The 14,647-nt window shown below is 52.2% G+C and carries 16 protein-coding genes; all 16 read right to left on the bottom strand.

The genetic code is table 11. From position 1 onward, the window contains the following. The coding region (gene mtnA, locus Q7U71_04410; protein MDO9391000.1) for an S-methyl-5-thioribose-1-phosphate isomerase at positions 1 to 982 on the bottom strand (982 nt) is incomplete at its 3' end. 171 nt (positions 983 to 1,153) lie between these two features. Further along, complete coding sequence (locus tag Q7U71_04405) at positions 1,154 to 1,759, bottom strand: Maf family protein (GenBank protein MDO9390999.1); 606 nt, start codon at positions 1,757 to 1,759, stop codon at positions 1,154 to 1,156. Beyond that, entirely contained in the window at positions 1,735 to 2,760 is a 1,026-nt protein-coding gene (gene tsaD, locus Q7U71_04400; protein ID MDO9390998.1) for a tRNA (adenosine(37)-N6)-threonylcarbamoyltransferase complex transferase subunit TsaD, read from the bottom strand. The genes Q7U71_04405 and tsaD overlap by 25 nt, the downstream gene beginning before the upstream one ends. Next, positions 2,757 to 3,677: a CdaR family protein gene (locus tag Q7U71_04395; GenBank protein MDO9390997.1), complete on the bottom strand. Its 921-nt coding sequence runs from the start codon at positions 3,675 to 3,677 to the stop codon at positions 2,757 to 2,759. The genes tsaD and Q7U71_04395 overlap by 4 nt, the downstream gene beginning before the upstream one ends. Positions 3,678 to 3,738: 61 nt before the next feature. Further along, positions 3,739 to 4,326: a D-sedoheptulose 7-phosphate isomerase gene (locus Q7U71_04390; protein MDO9390996.1), complete on the bottom strand. Its 588-nt coding sequence runs from the start codon at positions 4,324 to 4,326 to the stop codon at positions 3,739 to 3,741. 13 nt (positions 4,327 to 4,339) lie between these two features. Beyond that, the gene (gene rfbD, locus Q7U71_04385) at positions 4,340 to 5,185 is read right to left on the bottom strand and encodes a dTDP-4-dehydrorhamnose reductase (GenBank protein ID MDO9390995.1); all 846 of its coding nucleotides are present in this window, start codon (positions 5,183 to 5,185) and stop codon (positions 4,340 to 4,342) included. Beyond that, entirely contained in the window at positions 5,182 to 5,916 is a 735-nt protein-coding gene (locus tag Q7U71_04380) for a sugar phosphate nucleotidyltransferase (GenBank protein ID MDO9390994.1), read from the bottom strand. Before Q7U71_04380 ends, rfbD begins: the two co-directional genes overlap by 4 nt. A 25-nt stretch (positions 5,917 to 5,941) precedes the next feature. Further along, entirely contained in the window at positions 5,942 to 7,921 is a 1,980-nt protein-coding gene (locus Q7U71_04375) for a DUF3808 domain-containing protein (GenBank protein ID MDO9390993.1), read from the bottom strand. A 2-nt stretch (positions 7,922 to 7,923) separates the two neighbouring features. Beyond that, positions 7,924 to 8,673, bottom strand: coding sequence for a geranylgeranylglyceryl/heptaprenylglyceryl phosphate synthase (locus Q7U71_04370; protein ID MDO9390992.1), 750 nt, complete (start codon positions 8,671 to 8,673; stop codon positions 7,924 to 7,926). Between the two features lie 89 nt (positions 8,674 to 8,762). Beyond that, the gene (locus Q7U71_04365; protein ID MDO9390991.1) at positions 8,763 to 8,936 is read right to left on the bottom strand and encodes a 4Fe-4S binding protein; all 174 of its coding nucleotides are present in this window, start codon (positions 8,934 to 8,936) and stop codon (positions 8,763 to 8,765) included. A gap of 52 nt (positions 8,937 to 8,988) precedes the next feature. After that, positions 8,989 to 11,625, bottom strand: a complete 2,637-nt coding sequence (alaS, locus tag Q7U71_04360) for an alanine--tRNA ligase (GenBank protein MDO9390990.1) — start codon at positions 11,623 to 11,625, stop codon at positions 8,989 to 8,991. 59 nt (positions 11,626 to 11,684) lie between these two features. Then, complete coding sequence (locus Q7U71_04355) at positions 11,685 to 12,425, bottom strand: hypothetical protein (GenBank protein ID MDO9390989.1); 741 nt, start codon at positions 12,423 to 12,425, stop codon at positions 11,685 to 11,687. A gap of 36 nt (positions 12,426 to 12,461) precedes the next feature. After that, positions 12,462 to 13,163 (bottom strand): hemolysin III family protein, encoded by a 702-nt coding sequence (locus Q7U71_04350; protein ID MDO9390988.1) that lies wholly within the window; start codon positions 13,161 to 13,163, stop codon positions 12,462 to 12,464. Between the two features lie 50 nt (positions 13,164 to 13,213). Further along, positions 13,214 to 13,660 carry a hypothetical protein gene (locus tag Q7U71_04345; GenBank protein MDO9390987.1) on the bottom strand — a complete coding sequence of 149 codons (447 nt, stop codon included), beginning with the start codon at positions 13,658 to 13,660 and terminating at the stop codon, positions 13,214 to 13,216. Positions 13,661 to 13,734: 74 nt separating this feature from the next. Beyond that, complete coding sequence (locus Q7U71_04340) at positions 13,735 to 14,208, bottom strand: regulatory protein RecX (protein ID MDO9390986.1); 474 nt, start codon at positions 14,206 to 14,208, stop codon at positions 13,735 to 13,737. Between the two features lie 143 nt (positions 14,209 to 14,351). Then, on the bottom strand, positions 14,352 to 14,647 hold a 296-nt coding region (locus tag Q7U71_04335), incomplete at its 5' end, for a hypothetical protein (GenBank protein ID MDO9390985.1).

Genomic DNA, 14,647 nt, shown 5'->3' with positions numbered 1-14,647 from the left:
CTTTCTCGGTTACAAAAGCCGTTACCAGCCGGGACGGAGTCACATCAAAAGACGGATTGTAAACTCCGATATCCGCCGGAGCGGTGACCGACTTACCGAAGGACCTGACCTCTTCCGGTTTTCTCTGCTCAATCGGTATCTGTTTCCCGGTCTTGATCTTGAAATCAAAAGTTGACAAAGGTGCCGCCACGTAGAACGGTATCCGGTGGTACTTGGCAGCCACCGCCACTCCGTAGGTTCCGATCTTATTGGCGAAATCGCCGTTCCGGGCTATCCGGTCCGCCCCCACTATTATGCCGTCGATCTTTTTCTGGGCCATCAAAAATGCCGCCATGTTGTCGCAGATCAGGGTGGTCGGGACCTTCTCCTGTTTCAGCTCCCAGGCGGTCAGCCGGGCGCCCTGCAGCAGGGGCCGGGTCTCGTCGGCGTAGACCATTTTTATTTTCCCCTGTTTGAAGGCGGTAACGATCACCCCCAGGGCGGTGCCGATGCCCCCGGTGGCCAACGCCCCGCTGTTGCAGTGGGTCAGGAGGCTGGAGCCGGGCTTTATCAAAGCGCTGCCGTAGATCCCTATCTGGGCGCAGGTGGCGGCGTCTTCGGCCTGGATCTTTTTAGCTTCAGCCAGCAGCCCTTCTTTGACCTCCGGCAAGGCGGCGCCTTTTTTGTTCAGGGCATCAAATGTCTGCCGCATCCTTCCCAGCGCCCAGAACAGGTTGACCGCAGTGGGCCGGGTGATCTTGATCCGCTGAAAGGCGGCCTCAAAATCCTTTGGCAGGCTGGTCTTGGAAGAATGCCTGACCCCCAGCGCCAGACCGTAGGCCCCGGCGATGCCGATCAGCGGAGCGCCGCGCACCGCCAGGGTCTCGATGGCCCAGGCCAGCTTTTCCACCGTATTGCAGTTCAGGTATTTGAGCCGCCCCGGCAGTTCCCGCTGGTCTATCAACGCGATGCCTTCGTTCTTCCATTCAATGGGCTTGATCATGTTATCCAATCACCTTAAGGTTTAATATATATTAGCACTAAAGAAACCGGGGAATTTTCATATAATGAAGCCAGGAAGGACAGGAAATATTATTTTGTAAAACCGTATTTACTATTAAATAATCATTATTTTAGTTAATCTGCTAAATCTGCGGATAAAAACGGTCCCCGGTTATAGATTGAGTCTCCTGATCATCTTGTCCAGCTTCACCAGTGGCAGGCCCACCACATTGAAATAGCAGCCGTCCACCTTTTCCACGATCAGGGCCCCCAGCTCCTGGATGCCGTAGGCCCCGGCCTTGTCCAGCGGCTCGCCCGAGGCCACGTAATTGTTGATATAAGCCGGGGACAAACGGCGGAATTTGACCTTGGTAACCTCGTAGCCGGTGATGATCCTGCCGTCAAGCGGTGATATCAGGCACAGGCCGGTAAAGACCTGGTGCCAGCGGCCGGAGAGCATTCTCAGCATCCTTACCGCCCCGGCCCCGTTCTCCGGTTTGCCCAGCACGTGATGCCTATAGGCCACCACCGTGTCGGCGGCCACGATCAGGCGCTTCCGGTCGGCCGGGGAAAGACGAGCCCTGACCTCCAGGGCCTTTTCCCTGGCCAGCTTCTTGACCGCGGTCTCAGGCACAAGATTTTCTATCCCGTCCTCATCCACCATGGGAATGACCACCTTGAAATCAGCCCCCACCGCCTGCAGCAGGCTTTTGCGCCGGGGCGAGCCCGAGGCCAGGATGAGTTTGGGCCAGTTCAGGTATTTTGATATTTCGGCCATGTGACCCTTGCTTGTACTGTATTGTCGGATATTTTTTGGTGCTGGTCCAGCATCCTGGAAGCGCAGGCCGCCACCATGGCCGCATTGTCGGTGCAGAGCCTGATGCCGGGGATCACTATTTTCAGGCCTTCCCTCCGCTCCAGCTCGGCCAGGCCCTGTCGCAGAAATCCGTTGGCGGCCACCCCGCCGGCCACCGCGGCGTTTTGGCAGCCGGCCAGGTCGCAGGCCCTTTTAAGTTTTTCCACCAGCACCGCACAGGCCGCCGTTTGAAAGCCCCGGCAGACATCGTTGATCATTTCTTGGGACAAATTATCCCGGCCGCCGTTCTTGGGATCCAGCACGTAATTCAGGACCGCCGTCTTGAGCCCCGAAAAGGAAAAATCCAGGCTTTGGGCCCCCAGCATGGCTTTGGGGAAAACGACCCTGTCTGAAGATGACAATTTCGCCCGTTGTTCAATGGCCGGACCGCCGGGATAACCCAGCCCCAGCAGCTTGGCCACTTTATCAAAAGCCTCGCCGGCGGCGTCGTCCAGGGTCTGGCCCATCAGGGAGAACCGGAAACCAGCATCGATGTAAAAAAGCGAAGTGTGGCCGCCCGAGACCACCAGGGCCACGGCGGGGACCTTCAGTTCCGGATCATTCAGAAAAGCGGCCTGGGCGTGGGCCTCCACGTGGTTGACCGAAACAAAGGGAACGTCCAGGCTTTGGGCCAGCCCCCGGGCAAAACAAAAGCCCACTAACAGGGCTCCGGCTAAGCCGGGCCGGCTGGTGGCGGCCACGGCGTCTATTTGGCTGGGAGATATTCCGGCCTGGGTCAAAGCCTCCCTGACCACCGGAACGATCTTCTTCAGGTGGTCGCGCGAAGCCAGCTCCGGCACCACTCCGCCGTACTGCCGGTGCACCGTCTGGGAATAGATGACGTCGGACAGTATCTTTTTGCCGTCCAGCACCACCGCGGCGGCCGTCTCGTCGCAGGATGTTTCAATTCCCAGGATCATCATTTGATGTCCACCTCAAAGTCGCGGGGATCGGCGGCTATCAGCTCCAGCTTGTCCGACAGCTCGATCACTGCCTGCAGGCGGTGATGGCCCGGGGCCAGCCCCTTAAGGTCCAGGGTGATTTTGAACTGCCCGGCCTCGGCCTGCTGCAGCACCTGCTGGGGCCCGGATACCGCCAGGTCGATGGTTCCCGGCGAAAAGCTGACCAGATAACCCTGGCCACGGTTCAAAAGCGCCACCGGTACGTTTTTATACAACCTCTCCTGGGTCTTTTCAAAGCAAAGCTTCACCCACACCGATTCCGGTTCCGCCCTGAACAGCAGGGTGTCGGGGGGGGCCACCCGGCAGCGGACCCGCTGGTTCTCCGACCTGCCGTCCACCTTAACCGGCCAGGTGTAAACACTGTCAATTTTTTCCAGCAGGCGCTGGGGCCCGGAGATGATCACCAGCGAAGGCTCGGCGGCCGTGCTGTCGCAGACGATGTAGCCGCTGGCTGGAATGCCGGAGACATCGGGCAGAACCCGGACCTCCTTCTGCCCCAAACGGTCCAGGTTGACCGTGATCTCGCTGATCACGAAAGCTGCCTCCACCGCCTTCAGGTTGAAGGGGTATCGAAGCAGTTCCGGCGACAGATCGAAGGTCAGTTTCTTCACCTGGCGGTTGGCCATATCCGCCAGCACTTTTGGGGGATTAAGCTTGAAGACTATCATGTCCTTGCCCTTGGCCTTTATCTGGCAGGGCACCAGGGGGGGCGTGGCCGCCAGCACAAAACCGGACGGAATGTTGGACACCAGCACCGGACAGTAGATCTTCTGCTGGTACTCCCGCTCGGTGGCGGCATGGAACCACATCAGCATGGCCAGCACCAGCGAGGCCAGCCGGATGTCCAGGTTCTTGAATATCTTCCAGCGGTTGTTCATGGGGTTTTTGTGCTGTGTTTAATTTATTCGTACTGCGGGTTGAATGGTCATCTATGCTGATCTACTTCTTTCCCAGCCAGCCTTCCACCAGGTCGCAGATCACGTGTTCCATGGCCAGATGGCATTCCTGGATCCGGCAGGTGGCGCCGCCCGGGGCCAGCAGGCACAGGTGGCAGGCTTTCTTCAGTTTCCCTCCGGTCCCTCCGGACAAGCCTATTGTTGCCAAGCCCAGTTTTCTGGCGGACTGCACCGCCTTCAGCACGTTATTGGAATTACCGCTGGTGCTGATGGCTAAAAGCACGTCGCCCTTTTTCCCCAAGGCCTCCACCTGGCGGGAGAAAATGGTGTCAAAGCCGTGGTCGTTGGCCTCGGCGGTCAAAAGCGAGGTGTCGGTGGTCAACGCCAAAGCGGCCAGGGCCCGCCGCTCCTTCTGGAACCGCACCACCAGCTCGGTGGCCACATGCTGGCTGTCGGCCGCACTGCCCCCGTTGCCGCAGATCAAAAGTTTTCCCCCGGTCTTTAAGGACTGGTGGATCATTTCAGCCGCCTTGTGGATATTGGCGGCTTGCAGCACCGCGGTCTGCTGCAGGGCGAACGAACTCTTGTAGAGCTCGGCCTTGACGGCCTGGATCTCTTTGTTCTGTTTCATATCTGATATTTTTTTAACATTGCACATGCATGGTTTCGCGGATGTAATCCTTTAAGCCCTCTTCCCAGTGCCTTAAGGGTGTTTTGAACTCCTTGTTCCAGGCGAAATTGTTCAGCACCGAATAGGCCGGCCGTTTGGTGGGCGTGGGATATTCATGCGATCTGATGGGAAACAGCTCGGCCTTGACCCCGGCGTGCTGCATGGCGGCTTTGGCGAACTGATGCCAGCTGCAGGACCCGGAGTTGCTGAGGTGATAGACCCCGTATAGGTTGCTCTGAACCAGCATTGACAGGGCATTGCAAAGGTCGCGGGTGTAGGTGGGCGAGCCGGTCTGGTCGTCCACCACTTTGACCTGACCGGTCTCCCCGGCCTTTTTAAGGATGCTGGCCACGAAGTTCTTCCCGTTGGGGCCGTAGAGCCAGGAGGTGCGGACGATGTAATACTTGTGCAGTAGAGATATTACCTCCGTCTCCCCCGCCAGCTTGGAACGGCCGTAGTGCCCCAGGGGATTGGGACTGTCCCATTCGTAATAAGGCTCCCTCTTGGTCCCGTCGAACACGAAGTCGGTGCTGATGTACAGCATCGGGATGTCCAGTTTTTGGCAGGCCAAAGCCGCGTGCCTGGTTCCCAGCCCGTTGACCAGGTAGGCCCGGTCGGGATCGGTCTCGCAGCCGTCCACATTGGTCATGGCCGCGCAGTGCACCACCAGTTGGGGGTTAAGGTCGGCGATGGCCTCCACCGCCTCCTTGTGCGACAGATCGAAATCGCCCAGGTCCACTCCCGTGACCTGGTGCTGGGCGCTGAGCTCGGCGCAGAGGTCGGTGCCCAGCATCCCCTTGGCCCCGGTGACCAGGATCATCGCTTGGCCCGTTCCGCCTTCTGGCCGATGTAGTGGTTGACCCGCCACAGGTCCTCGATGGATGACCCGGCGTCGCCCCACCAGCCCTTGATGATCTCGTAGGTCATGTGGCCTTTCTGGATGAAGGCATTGTTGACGTCGGTGATCTCCAGCTCTCCCCGGCCCGAGGGCTTCAGCGTTTTCAGGATGTTCCAGACCTGGGCGTCATACATGTAGATGCCGATGACGGCGTAGTTGCTCTTGGGGTTCTTGGGCTTCTCTATGATGTTCTTGACCAGCGGGCCTTTCAGCTCGGCTACGCCGTATTCTTTTGGATTGTCCACGGTCTTTAAAAAGATCTTGGCGCCCGATTCCTGTTTTTCAAAGTCGCTGACCGCCTTTTTGATTGAGCCGTCCAGGATGTTGTCGCCCAGCATCACCACCACCTTGTCCTGGCCCACGAAATGCCGGCAGAGGCCCAGTGCCTCGGCGATCCCGCCCTCGCGCTTCTGGTAGGTGTAGTTGATGTGCTTAAGCCCGAACTCCTCGCCGTTGCCCAGCAGACGCAGGAAATCCCCGGCCGCGTTGCCGCCGGTCACCAGCATGATGTCATTGATCCCAGCCTGCACCAGGGTCTGGATGGGGTAATAGATCATGGGCCGGTCGTAAACCGGCAGCAGGTGCTTATTGGTGATGCTGGTCAGGGGGCGCAGCCTGGATCCCAGGCCCCCGGCTAAGATGACGCCTTTCATTGTTACTTATCCTTTATCTTGTTAATTAAAATACTTTAAGTTTTATTATTTTTGTAGTTCTCATTTCTATATACATTTTAATTTCCTCTGCTATTTTAATATGCTCATTACTACCAGTGTTTATTAAATAATCCGCAATTTTCATTGCACCGTTGTAGTCCCCCAGATTAAATAATACAATAGCTTTGTTACTTTTAACACCTAAATCATCTGGCGTAGTAGATAGAACCTCATCCAGGGCGGATAAAGCATCTTTCCAAAGAGAGCAATGCAAGTAACATGTAGCTAATAATATTGGCAAACGCGAATCGTCTTGGTACTTCAATTCTCGTGCCTTTTGCAAACTTACATATGCACTGGCGTAATAACCCAGATTGTGTTCTACTAACCCTTTTTGAAAATATAATATTGGATCATTAACCATACCTGCTGCAATAGCTGATTCGTATGCATTTAAAGCCTCTTTATTGTTACCTTTTCTCGCATATGATAAACCTATATTCAATTTAATGTGTGGGTCATTTTGTTTTAGTTCATCTGCCGTTATAAAATATTGCAATGCAAGATCGTTTTTCAACAGGGCGGCATAGCTTTGTCCTAAATAAATATAAGGCATTGGGCTTTTAGGTTCCAAGTCAACCATTTTTGAGAACAACTCAATCGCTTCTTCATATTTATTCATCAAAACATACGCCATACCTTTTGTATTAAGAATAATATATTTTAAATGTGCTGTAGCCTGTTTATAATTAATTTCATCAAGTGTCGTTATTACCTTATCAAATTGATTGTCATTAAAATAGCATGTGGCTAAATTCAGAATGAGAGGCTCATCCCTTTTTATTTTCAACCTGCTTGCTTTTTCGAATAAAGCAATAGCTCCCTTAACTTCCACAGATTCTTTAAATTTATGAGGTGCACCTAATATTTTGGTTTGAAAGTAAATGGTCGTTCTTTCATCCATTGGCTGACTTTTTTCACTGGTCAAAAACAAATGGTGTTGCATTAGACAAAAGGCTAAAGTCCTGTTTACAATGATGTCATTAGGGCTTTTCTTGGAGGTGTCATCTAATAGTCTTATGCCCATTTCGAATTTGCCGTGATAGCACAGTATTAACCCTCTGTTCGCATTGAGATAAATATTCTCTGGTTCAAACTTTAGGGCAGACTCATTAAGAATAAGCGCTTTGTCAAATTCGCTTTCATAAAGACATGTTAATGATTTAATGTTTAATATCTGTACTTGGATATGGGGTTGCTGTTCACCTTCCAAATCATTCAGCAATTTATTTGCTTCATCATAATTTTCGTTATTAGCATAAGCAATAGCTAGGTTTGCCCGTATTTGTTTATTCGATTGGTCAATCTTATTTGCTTTTATTAGATAAAATAAAGGCTTCTCTATTTCATCTAACTCCATATACGCTTTTGCTATATTATTTAATATAATGGGATAGTGCTTCTGTTTTTCAACACCTCTAATATTTAAATAACTTCGTTCAATATATTCTATGTATTGTTTAAAATCTTTACTGCTTTCAAATTTATTTGCAGTATCTATGATTGCCTTATAAGCATCTTCAAGCTCAATGATTGTTTCGTCAATTTGTATAATATTTACATATAGACCCGGTTTGTTCTTTGTTCGTTCATTTTGCCATGCTACACGATTCTGATATTTTCGGGAAAGATCATCATATTTACTAATACCATCAATCATATTTTCATAAAAGCTATCAACTGCATTTGTAATTGCTGTATCAGTATGGTTCGTTAAAACGGCTTTAAATTCATCAATCATAGATGAGCGTTTTGAATTATTTGTACATAAGTCCAATAAGCTACTTTTTTGCATAAATTTTCTTAATTGCTCTCTTATCTCATGGTCTTCAACATTACTCAAAGAATCACTAATAATAGTAGATTCAGCGGTTATACTCCTCATCCATTTCACAATAGAAATTAAAGGAGTAATAAATAATTTCCCAATTTCTATAGCAGTCACTTTTACTCTTTTATTCTGAAATGGATAGCCTTCGCGAAAGCTAACGCTGTTTTAAGATTCCCCTTCTTCTCCAGGATGTTTCCCACCACCACCGCGGTGGCCCCGGCCCGGGCCTTGGATCCTGCTTCTTCCGGGGTTCTGATCCCCCCGCCCACCACGACGGGAAGCTCGGCGTACTTGGCCACCCCGGCGATCATCTCCTCGGGGACGCTGTTCTGGGCCCCGCTCCCGGCGTCCATGTAGATCAGCTTCATCCCCAGCATCCGGGCGGCCAGGGCGTGGGCCATGGCGATGTCGGACTTGTCCCGGGGGATGGGCATGGTGTGGCTCATGTAGTTGGCCGAGGTCAGCTTGCCGGACTCTATCAGCATGTAACCGGTGGGAATCACCTCCAGGCCGGAAGCTTTAAGCATGGGTGCGGCCTTGACCTGCTCGCCTATCAGCAATTCCGCATTGCGGCCCGAGACCAGCGACAGGTACAGGATGGCGTCGGCGTGTTGCGAGACCTGGTAGGCGCTGCCGGGAAATATGATCACCGGCTGTTTGAAGTTCTGCTTCAGGGCCTTGATGGTGTCGTCGATCTGGTTGGACATCAGCAGGCTGGTGCCGAACAGGATGCCGTCGGCCCCGGCATCGTTCAAGGCCTGGCCGATCTTGGTCGCGTCCTGCTTCCTGCATTTGTCCGGGTCCAGAAGGACCAGGAAATTGGAGCCCTTTTGCTTGGCGGTTTTCAGCAGTTGCTGGTAGATCATTTTCAATCCTTTGACCGTACCTCTCTATCTCCCCTTCGCCACTTTGAATTGGGGCGGCCTGTCCGCCGCAGCGAAGCGAAGGAGGAGGGTTAGGTCTTTTTGGTTAAAGCCCCGGTGGGGCACACTGTAACGCACTGCCCGCAGCCGGTGCATTTTTTATCGTCAACCTCCAGGCCCCAGCCATGGAGCGTTATGGCCTGCACCGGGCATACGCCCGGGCATAGCCCGCACTGGCCGCAGAGTTGTTGTTTGATTGTGATCATGGTTTATCGTTTCTTTTATTAGCCCAGCCCTTAAGGGCTGGGCTAATGATGCCTATGAGAATATTGTAGTCTCCATCTGCCCCATCTGCTCCTTCAGCTTCCCCTCGTCCTTGCCGCCCACCTGGGCCAGCTGGGGCCGTCCTCCGCCCTTGCCGCCGGTGGCCGCGGCGATCTTCTTGGCAATGTCCCCGGCCAGGAACTTCTTGGTTTTTACCAGCTCATCGCCCACCGCGATGGTGAACCCGAACTTGCCCTCGTCCACGCTGGCCAGGATGATGACAGCGCCCGGCAGTTTGATCCGCAGTTTGTCTGCCATCTCCCGCATGTCGTCCTGGGAAAAGCCATCCAGCAACTTGACCAACACTTGAACCTCTTCAACCTTTTTGACTTCTTTAACCAGCCCCTCGATAAGGCTCCCCTGCTGCAGTCTGGCCGCATCCTTCCTCGATTTCTCCAGCGCCTTCAGTTCTTCCATCTGGGCGTTCAGCTTCTTGACTATGTCATCGCGGTTGGCTTTCAGCCTATCCTGTATCTCCGCCACCAGCAGTTCGTCCTGCTTGACCAGACGGTAGGCGGCCTCGCCTGCCACGGCCTCTATCCTGCGCACCCCGGAGGCGATGGCTTCTTCCTTGACGATCTTGAACAGCCCCAGCTCGCCGCTGTGCTTGACATGGGTGCCGCCGCACAGTTCCTTGGAGAAGTCGCCGCAGGAGATCACCCGGACCTCCTCCCCGTACTTTTCCCCGAACAAGGCCATGGCCCCTGTCTTCTGGGCCTCGGCCAGTTTCATGTGCTCGTCGGCCACCGGCAGGTTGTCCATGATCTTGCGGTTGACCATATGCTCCACCTCGTCCAGCTGCATCTGTTCCAGTCCGGCGAAATGGGTAAAGTCGAAGCGCAGTCGCTCCGGGCTGACCATGGAGCCCTGCTGCTGGACGTGCTTGCCCACGATCTGCTGCAAGGCCGCCTGCAGAAGATGGGTGGCGGTGTGGTGCCGGGCGGTGCTTAAGCGGGCCGGCTGGTCCACCGAGGCGGTGATCTCGTCCTTGAGTTTTATGGAGCCGGAGACCATCTCGGCATGGTGCACCGTGGACCCGTTGAAGGCTTTCACCGAGTTCAGCACCTTGATCCGGCAGTTGGCATTCTCCAGAAAGCCTATATCGCCGGCCTGGCCGCCGCCCTCGCCGTAGAACGGGGTGTTCTCCAGGGTGAGGTCCACGGTCTGGCCCTTCTCGGCCTTATCGATTGGCAGTTCCTTGATGTATATCCCGTTGACCTTCGTCTTCTGCACCAGGCTGTTATAGCCCACAAAGATGCAGGCCGGATAATCCACTTCCTTGGCGGCGGTAAAAGTAACCTCGCCCCGGGCCGCCCGGGCCCTCTCCCGCTGTCCGGTCATGGCCTGCTGGAAACCCTCGGAATCAACGGTCAATCCCTGTTCTTCGGCCATCACCTGGGTCAGGTCCAGCGGAAAGCCGAAGGTATCATAGAGTTTGAAGGCGTCGGGGCCGGAGATCACCTTGTCCTTGGCAGTTTTCAGTTTAGATGCGATCTGGTCGAACAGCGAAAGCCCCAGGTCCAGCGTCTCGCCGAACCGCTCCTCCTCGGTCTTGATCACCATGGCGATATGCTCGTGGCGCTGTTTGATGTCGGGATAGGCTTCGCCCATGATGTCGATGACGGTGGAGGCCAGCCGGTAGAGGAACGGCTGCTTTAGTCCCAGCAGGCGCCCGTGCCGGGCAGCCCGGCGCAGAATGCGCCGGATCACATAGCCCCGGCCTTCGTTGGAGGGCAGCACCCCGTCCCCGATGGTGAACACCAGCGCCCGGATATGGTCGGCGACCACCCGGAAGGACATGCCTTCGGGTCCGGGATTGTACTGCTTGCCGGAGATCTCCCCGGTTTGCTTGATGATGGGGTACAGCAGGTCGGTGGAATAGTTGGAATCCTTCTCCTGCAGCACCCTAACCAGACGTTCAAAGCCCATTCCGGTGTCCACATGCCTGCTGGGCAGGTCCTTCAGCGTGCCGTCCGGGCCCCGGTCGTACTGGATGAACACCAGGTTCCAGATCTCCACGAACCGCCCGCAGCCGTCGACGTTGACCCCGCAGACATGCCCGTCCTTGCCGTCCTTGGGACAGGTGCCTTCTCCCATGTCCATGTGGATCTCGGAGCAGGGCCCGCAGGGGCCGGTCTCGCCCATCTCCCAGAAGTTGTCCTTCTCGCCGTGGCGGCTGATGTGCGAATGGTCGATGCCGGTCTGGGTCTTCCAAAAACCCTCGGCCTCCTGGTCGTTGACATAGACCGTGGCGTAAAGTTTTTCCTGGGGCAGTTTCCAGACCCCGGTCAGCAGTTCCCAGGCCCAGCCGATTGACTCCTTCTTGAAATAGTCGCCAAAGGACCAGTTGCCCAGCATCTCAAAGAAGGTGTGGTGGGTGTGGTCCTTGCCTACTTCCTCAAGATCGTTGTGCTTGCCCGAGACCCGCAAGACCTTCTGGCTGTCGGCGGCTCGTTTGTAATCGCGGGTCTCGGCGCCCAGGAAGATCTTCTTGAACTGGTTCATCCCCGCGTTGGTGAACAGCAGGGTCGGATCATCGGTTGGAACGACCGAGGCCGAGGGCACGATGGTGTGGCCTTTGGATTTGAAGAAATCCAGGAATGATTGGCGTATTTGGTTGGATGTTTGCATAGGTTAAGACCTAATAATTGTTCTAATGAAATATTCCGACTTATTCGATTGTTTATCAATCAAACTTCAGGTTTAGAACCTTTTTTACTTGCATTTACTTTTTCCAATAGTTTTTGGATAGAAGAAGATCTTTCTTTTTTAATTTTAGGCAAAACATAAACATCATGCAGAACTGTTTTTAAAGTTTCAATAATCAAATTTAAGTATTGGGAATTCCACAAATCCCAAGATTGCTCATGTATTTTATCACTGGTCATATCTTGTATATGAGCCAATATATCAAATAATGCAGGATCGGAATCAGCATACTTCTTTTTTAATTGTTTAATTTTATTTTCATAATCTTGGCCATCAACTTTTTCTATTATTAACAACTCATAAATTGCTTTCCGCATACAAGCTGATGCACCAGTTAGATAATTCATTTTTAAACAACCCTCTGCCTCAGATATTAACTCCCGTATAATAGAGGGTATTTTATCGTCCATAACAAAAAATGATGTGGGTATAGAATAGAAGAATAAACTATCAAGGTCTTCATCAACACTAAATCTATGTGAAAAATAACCTTTCGTGTTGGTAACTCTAATCAAATCAATAGAGCTATAGGTTAAATGCATTGAGGTATTATTACATGAACTACATTTTGCTGTATAGATGTGACAAACCTTGTCGTTTGACCAATCAAATTGTACATGAGCTTCAATATAATAATTTACATTGCGTCGATTACAGAATGGACAATTAAATACATTGTTGTCAATAAAATATTTTTTGTCCAAATATGATTTATCATTCATTATTTGACACTTTCATTTTTAATATTATTGCTGCTGTCACCTCGGCAACATGAACAACACCGTGAAAAAATGACAGATGCTCCCGGCCAGCACGAACAGGTGCCAAATGGCGTGGTGGTATTTCAGTTTGCGCCACAGGTAAAACACCGTCCCCAGCGTGTAAAACAGACCTCCCACCCCCAAGAACACCAGGCTGACCGTGTTCAGGTTCTCCAGCACCGGTTTTATCACCACCACCACGAGCCAGCCCATGGCAATGTACAACAGGGTGGACATGAACACGAATTTGTGGGTCCAGAAGGCCTTGCCCACTATGCCCAAAATAGCGATGCCCCACACCACGCCGAACACCGTCCAGCCCAGCCGGCCCCGCAGGGCGATCAGGGTGATGGGCGTGTAGGTCCCGGCTATCAGCAGAAAGATGGACGAGTGGTCGAAGACCCGGAACAGCCGCTTGGCCTTGCCGGCATAAAAGCTGTGATACAGCGTCGAAGACAAATACAGCATCACCAGGGTGGCGCCGTAGATGCTGAAGCTGACTATGTGCCAGGCGTTCCCGGACAGGCTGGCCATCACCACCAGCACCGCCAGGGCCGCCAAAGCCAGCCCCAGCCCCACCCCGTGCAGGATGGCGTTGGTGATCTCCTCGCCCGGAGTGTAGCGCTCGACAGAATCAGCGTCTTCATCCCGGACTGTGGTTATTTTTTTGAGCCAGGTTAAGATGGAATTAACCGACATTTTAAATATTGTGGCACAAATTTAATTATTATTTTGTCTCGTATTAAATATTATTCTATTACAGTCGAATCGGTAAAAGTTGTATCATGTTCAATTTTTATAGCAATTTTTACTTTATAGTTAGTTTTATCACCACTATAGTCATAATATTTGCTGTAAGTATGATACTTATTTGCGATTGTGTCTAAAACGCTTACTTCATAACCAAAATGTAGTCCTTCTGCCGCAGGCAAGTTTTCCATTTTTGTGTTACCAATCTCAATTATCTCATTGGGATAAAAAATAATGTCTTCCATAATACCATCGCCAGTATAACTGCCAGCATCGTTAAAGACTTTATATCTAAGAAAGGAATTTCTATATTCATAGTTACTATTGTTTAAAAAATACCCAGACCATTCAATAGTATTAGGAGTCGGTTCAGTTGTTTTTGAACAACCTGAAAATATAATTATGCCGACTATTGTTAATGTGGTTTGAACTATTTTAACCATCATAATTACCTTTCTACATTAATATTTACATAGAAAACAAAAAAGAATGTCGTTATTATGTTTTTACATGGAATTGCTTATTCCAAAATATTTTCCTTCAGCAGTTCCTTTAGGACCTTGGACACTACCGAAACCTCGTACCCCCTTCGGGCCAGAAACCCCGCCAAACGGCGTTTGGCGGCATCGGGCTCAAGTTTGGTGTACAGCTTCATCTTTCTCCGGGCCAGGTCCAGGGCCGCAGGCAACTCGTCCGCGTTGCTTTTGTAATCGGCGATAGCCTGGTCCACTATCTCCCGATCTATCCCCTTGACAAAGAGCTCCTGCCGCAGACGGATGACCCCCATAGGTCTAAAATGCTGTCGATTCTCGATCCAGTCCCGGGCGAATTTCACGTCGTCCAAAAGGCCGATGGTCTCCAGGCCAGAGACAACCGCTTCGATCTCGGCCTTATCTATGCCCTTCTTGGCCAGCTTGTCCCTGATCTCATGGACGCTGCGGGGCTTCAGTTCTATCAGCCGCAGGGCGTATGCCTTGGGGTTTATGATCTTCATATTTAGACCTTTAATAGCCACAAAGCATGCCCTGAGCCGAGTCGAAGGGACACCAAGGCACCAAGAAAATTATTTATAGCGTTTTGTACTATTTTTAATACCCTCTGTGTCTTTGTGCCTTTGTGGCGAAAAGCCCCGGTATCTCATTTCCCGTGCTTGGTCTTGATGATGGTCGTCCCTCCAGTGAACACCCGGCCGGACCTGGTCTCGTCGTACTTGATGAAAATGTTCTCCGGGTCTATCTGCAGGTGCTTGGCCAGTTCCTCGGCGATAGTCAGCATGGCCGTCTCTATCTCGCTGTCGCTCTTGCCCTCAAAGGCCAGCATGTTCACCAGCGGCGGATGGGTGCCGTAGGGCTGGACACTGGCCAGGGCCTCGCCTTCCAGGTAGCAGCCGGGCTCGATGGTGGTCCAGGTGGCCCAGACCTGCTTGGGCTGTA

It is taken from the genome of bacterium, assembly GCA_030655055.1.
Lineage (GTDB): Bacteria > Edwardsbacteria > AC1 > AC1 > EtOH8 > UBA5202.
The sequence above is the reverse complement of the archived record's forward strand: the minus strand, read 5'-3'. Positions and strand labels throughout refer to the sequence as shown.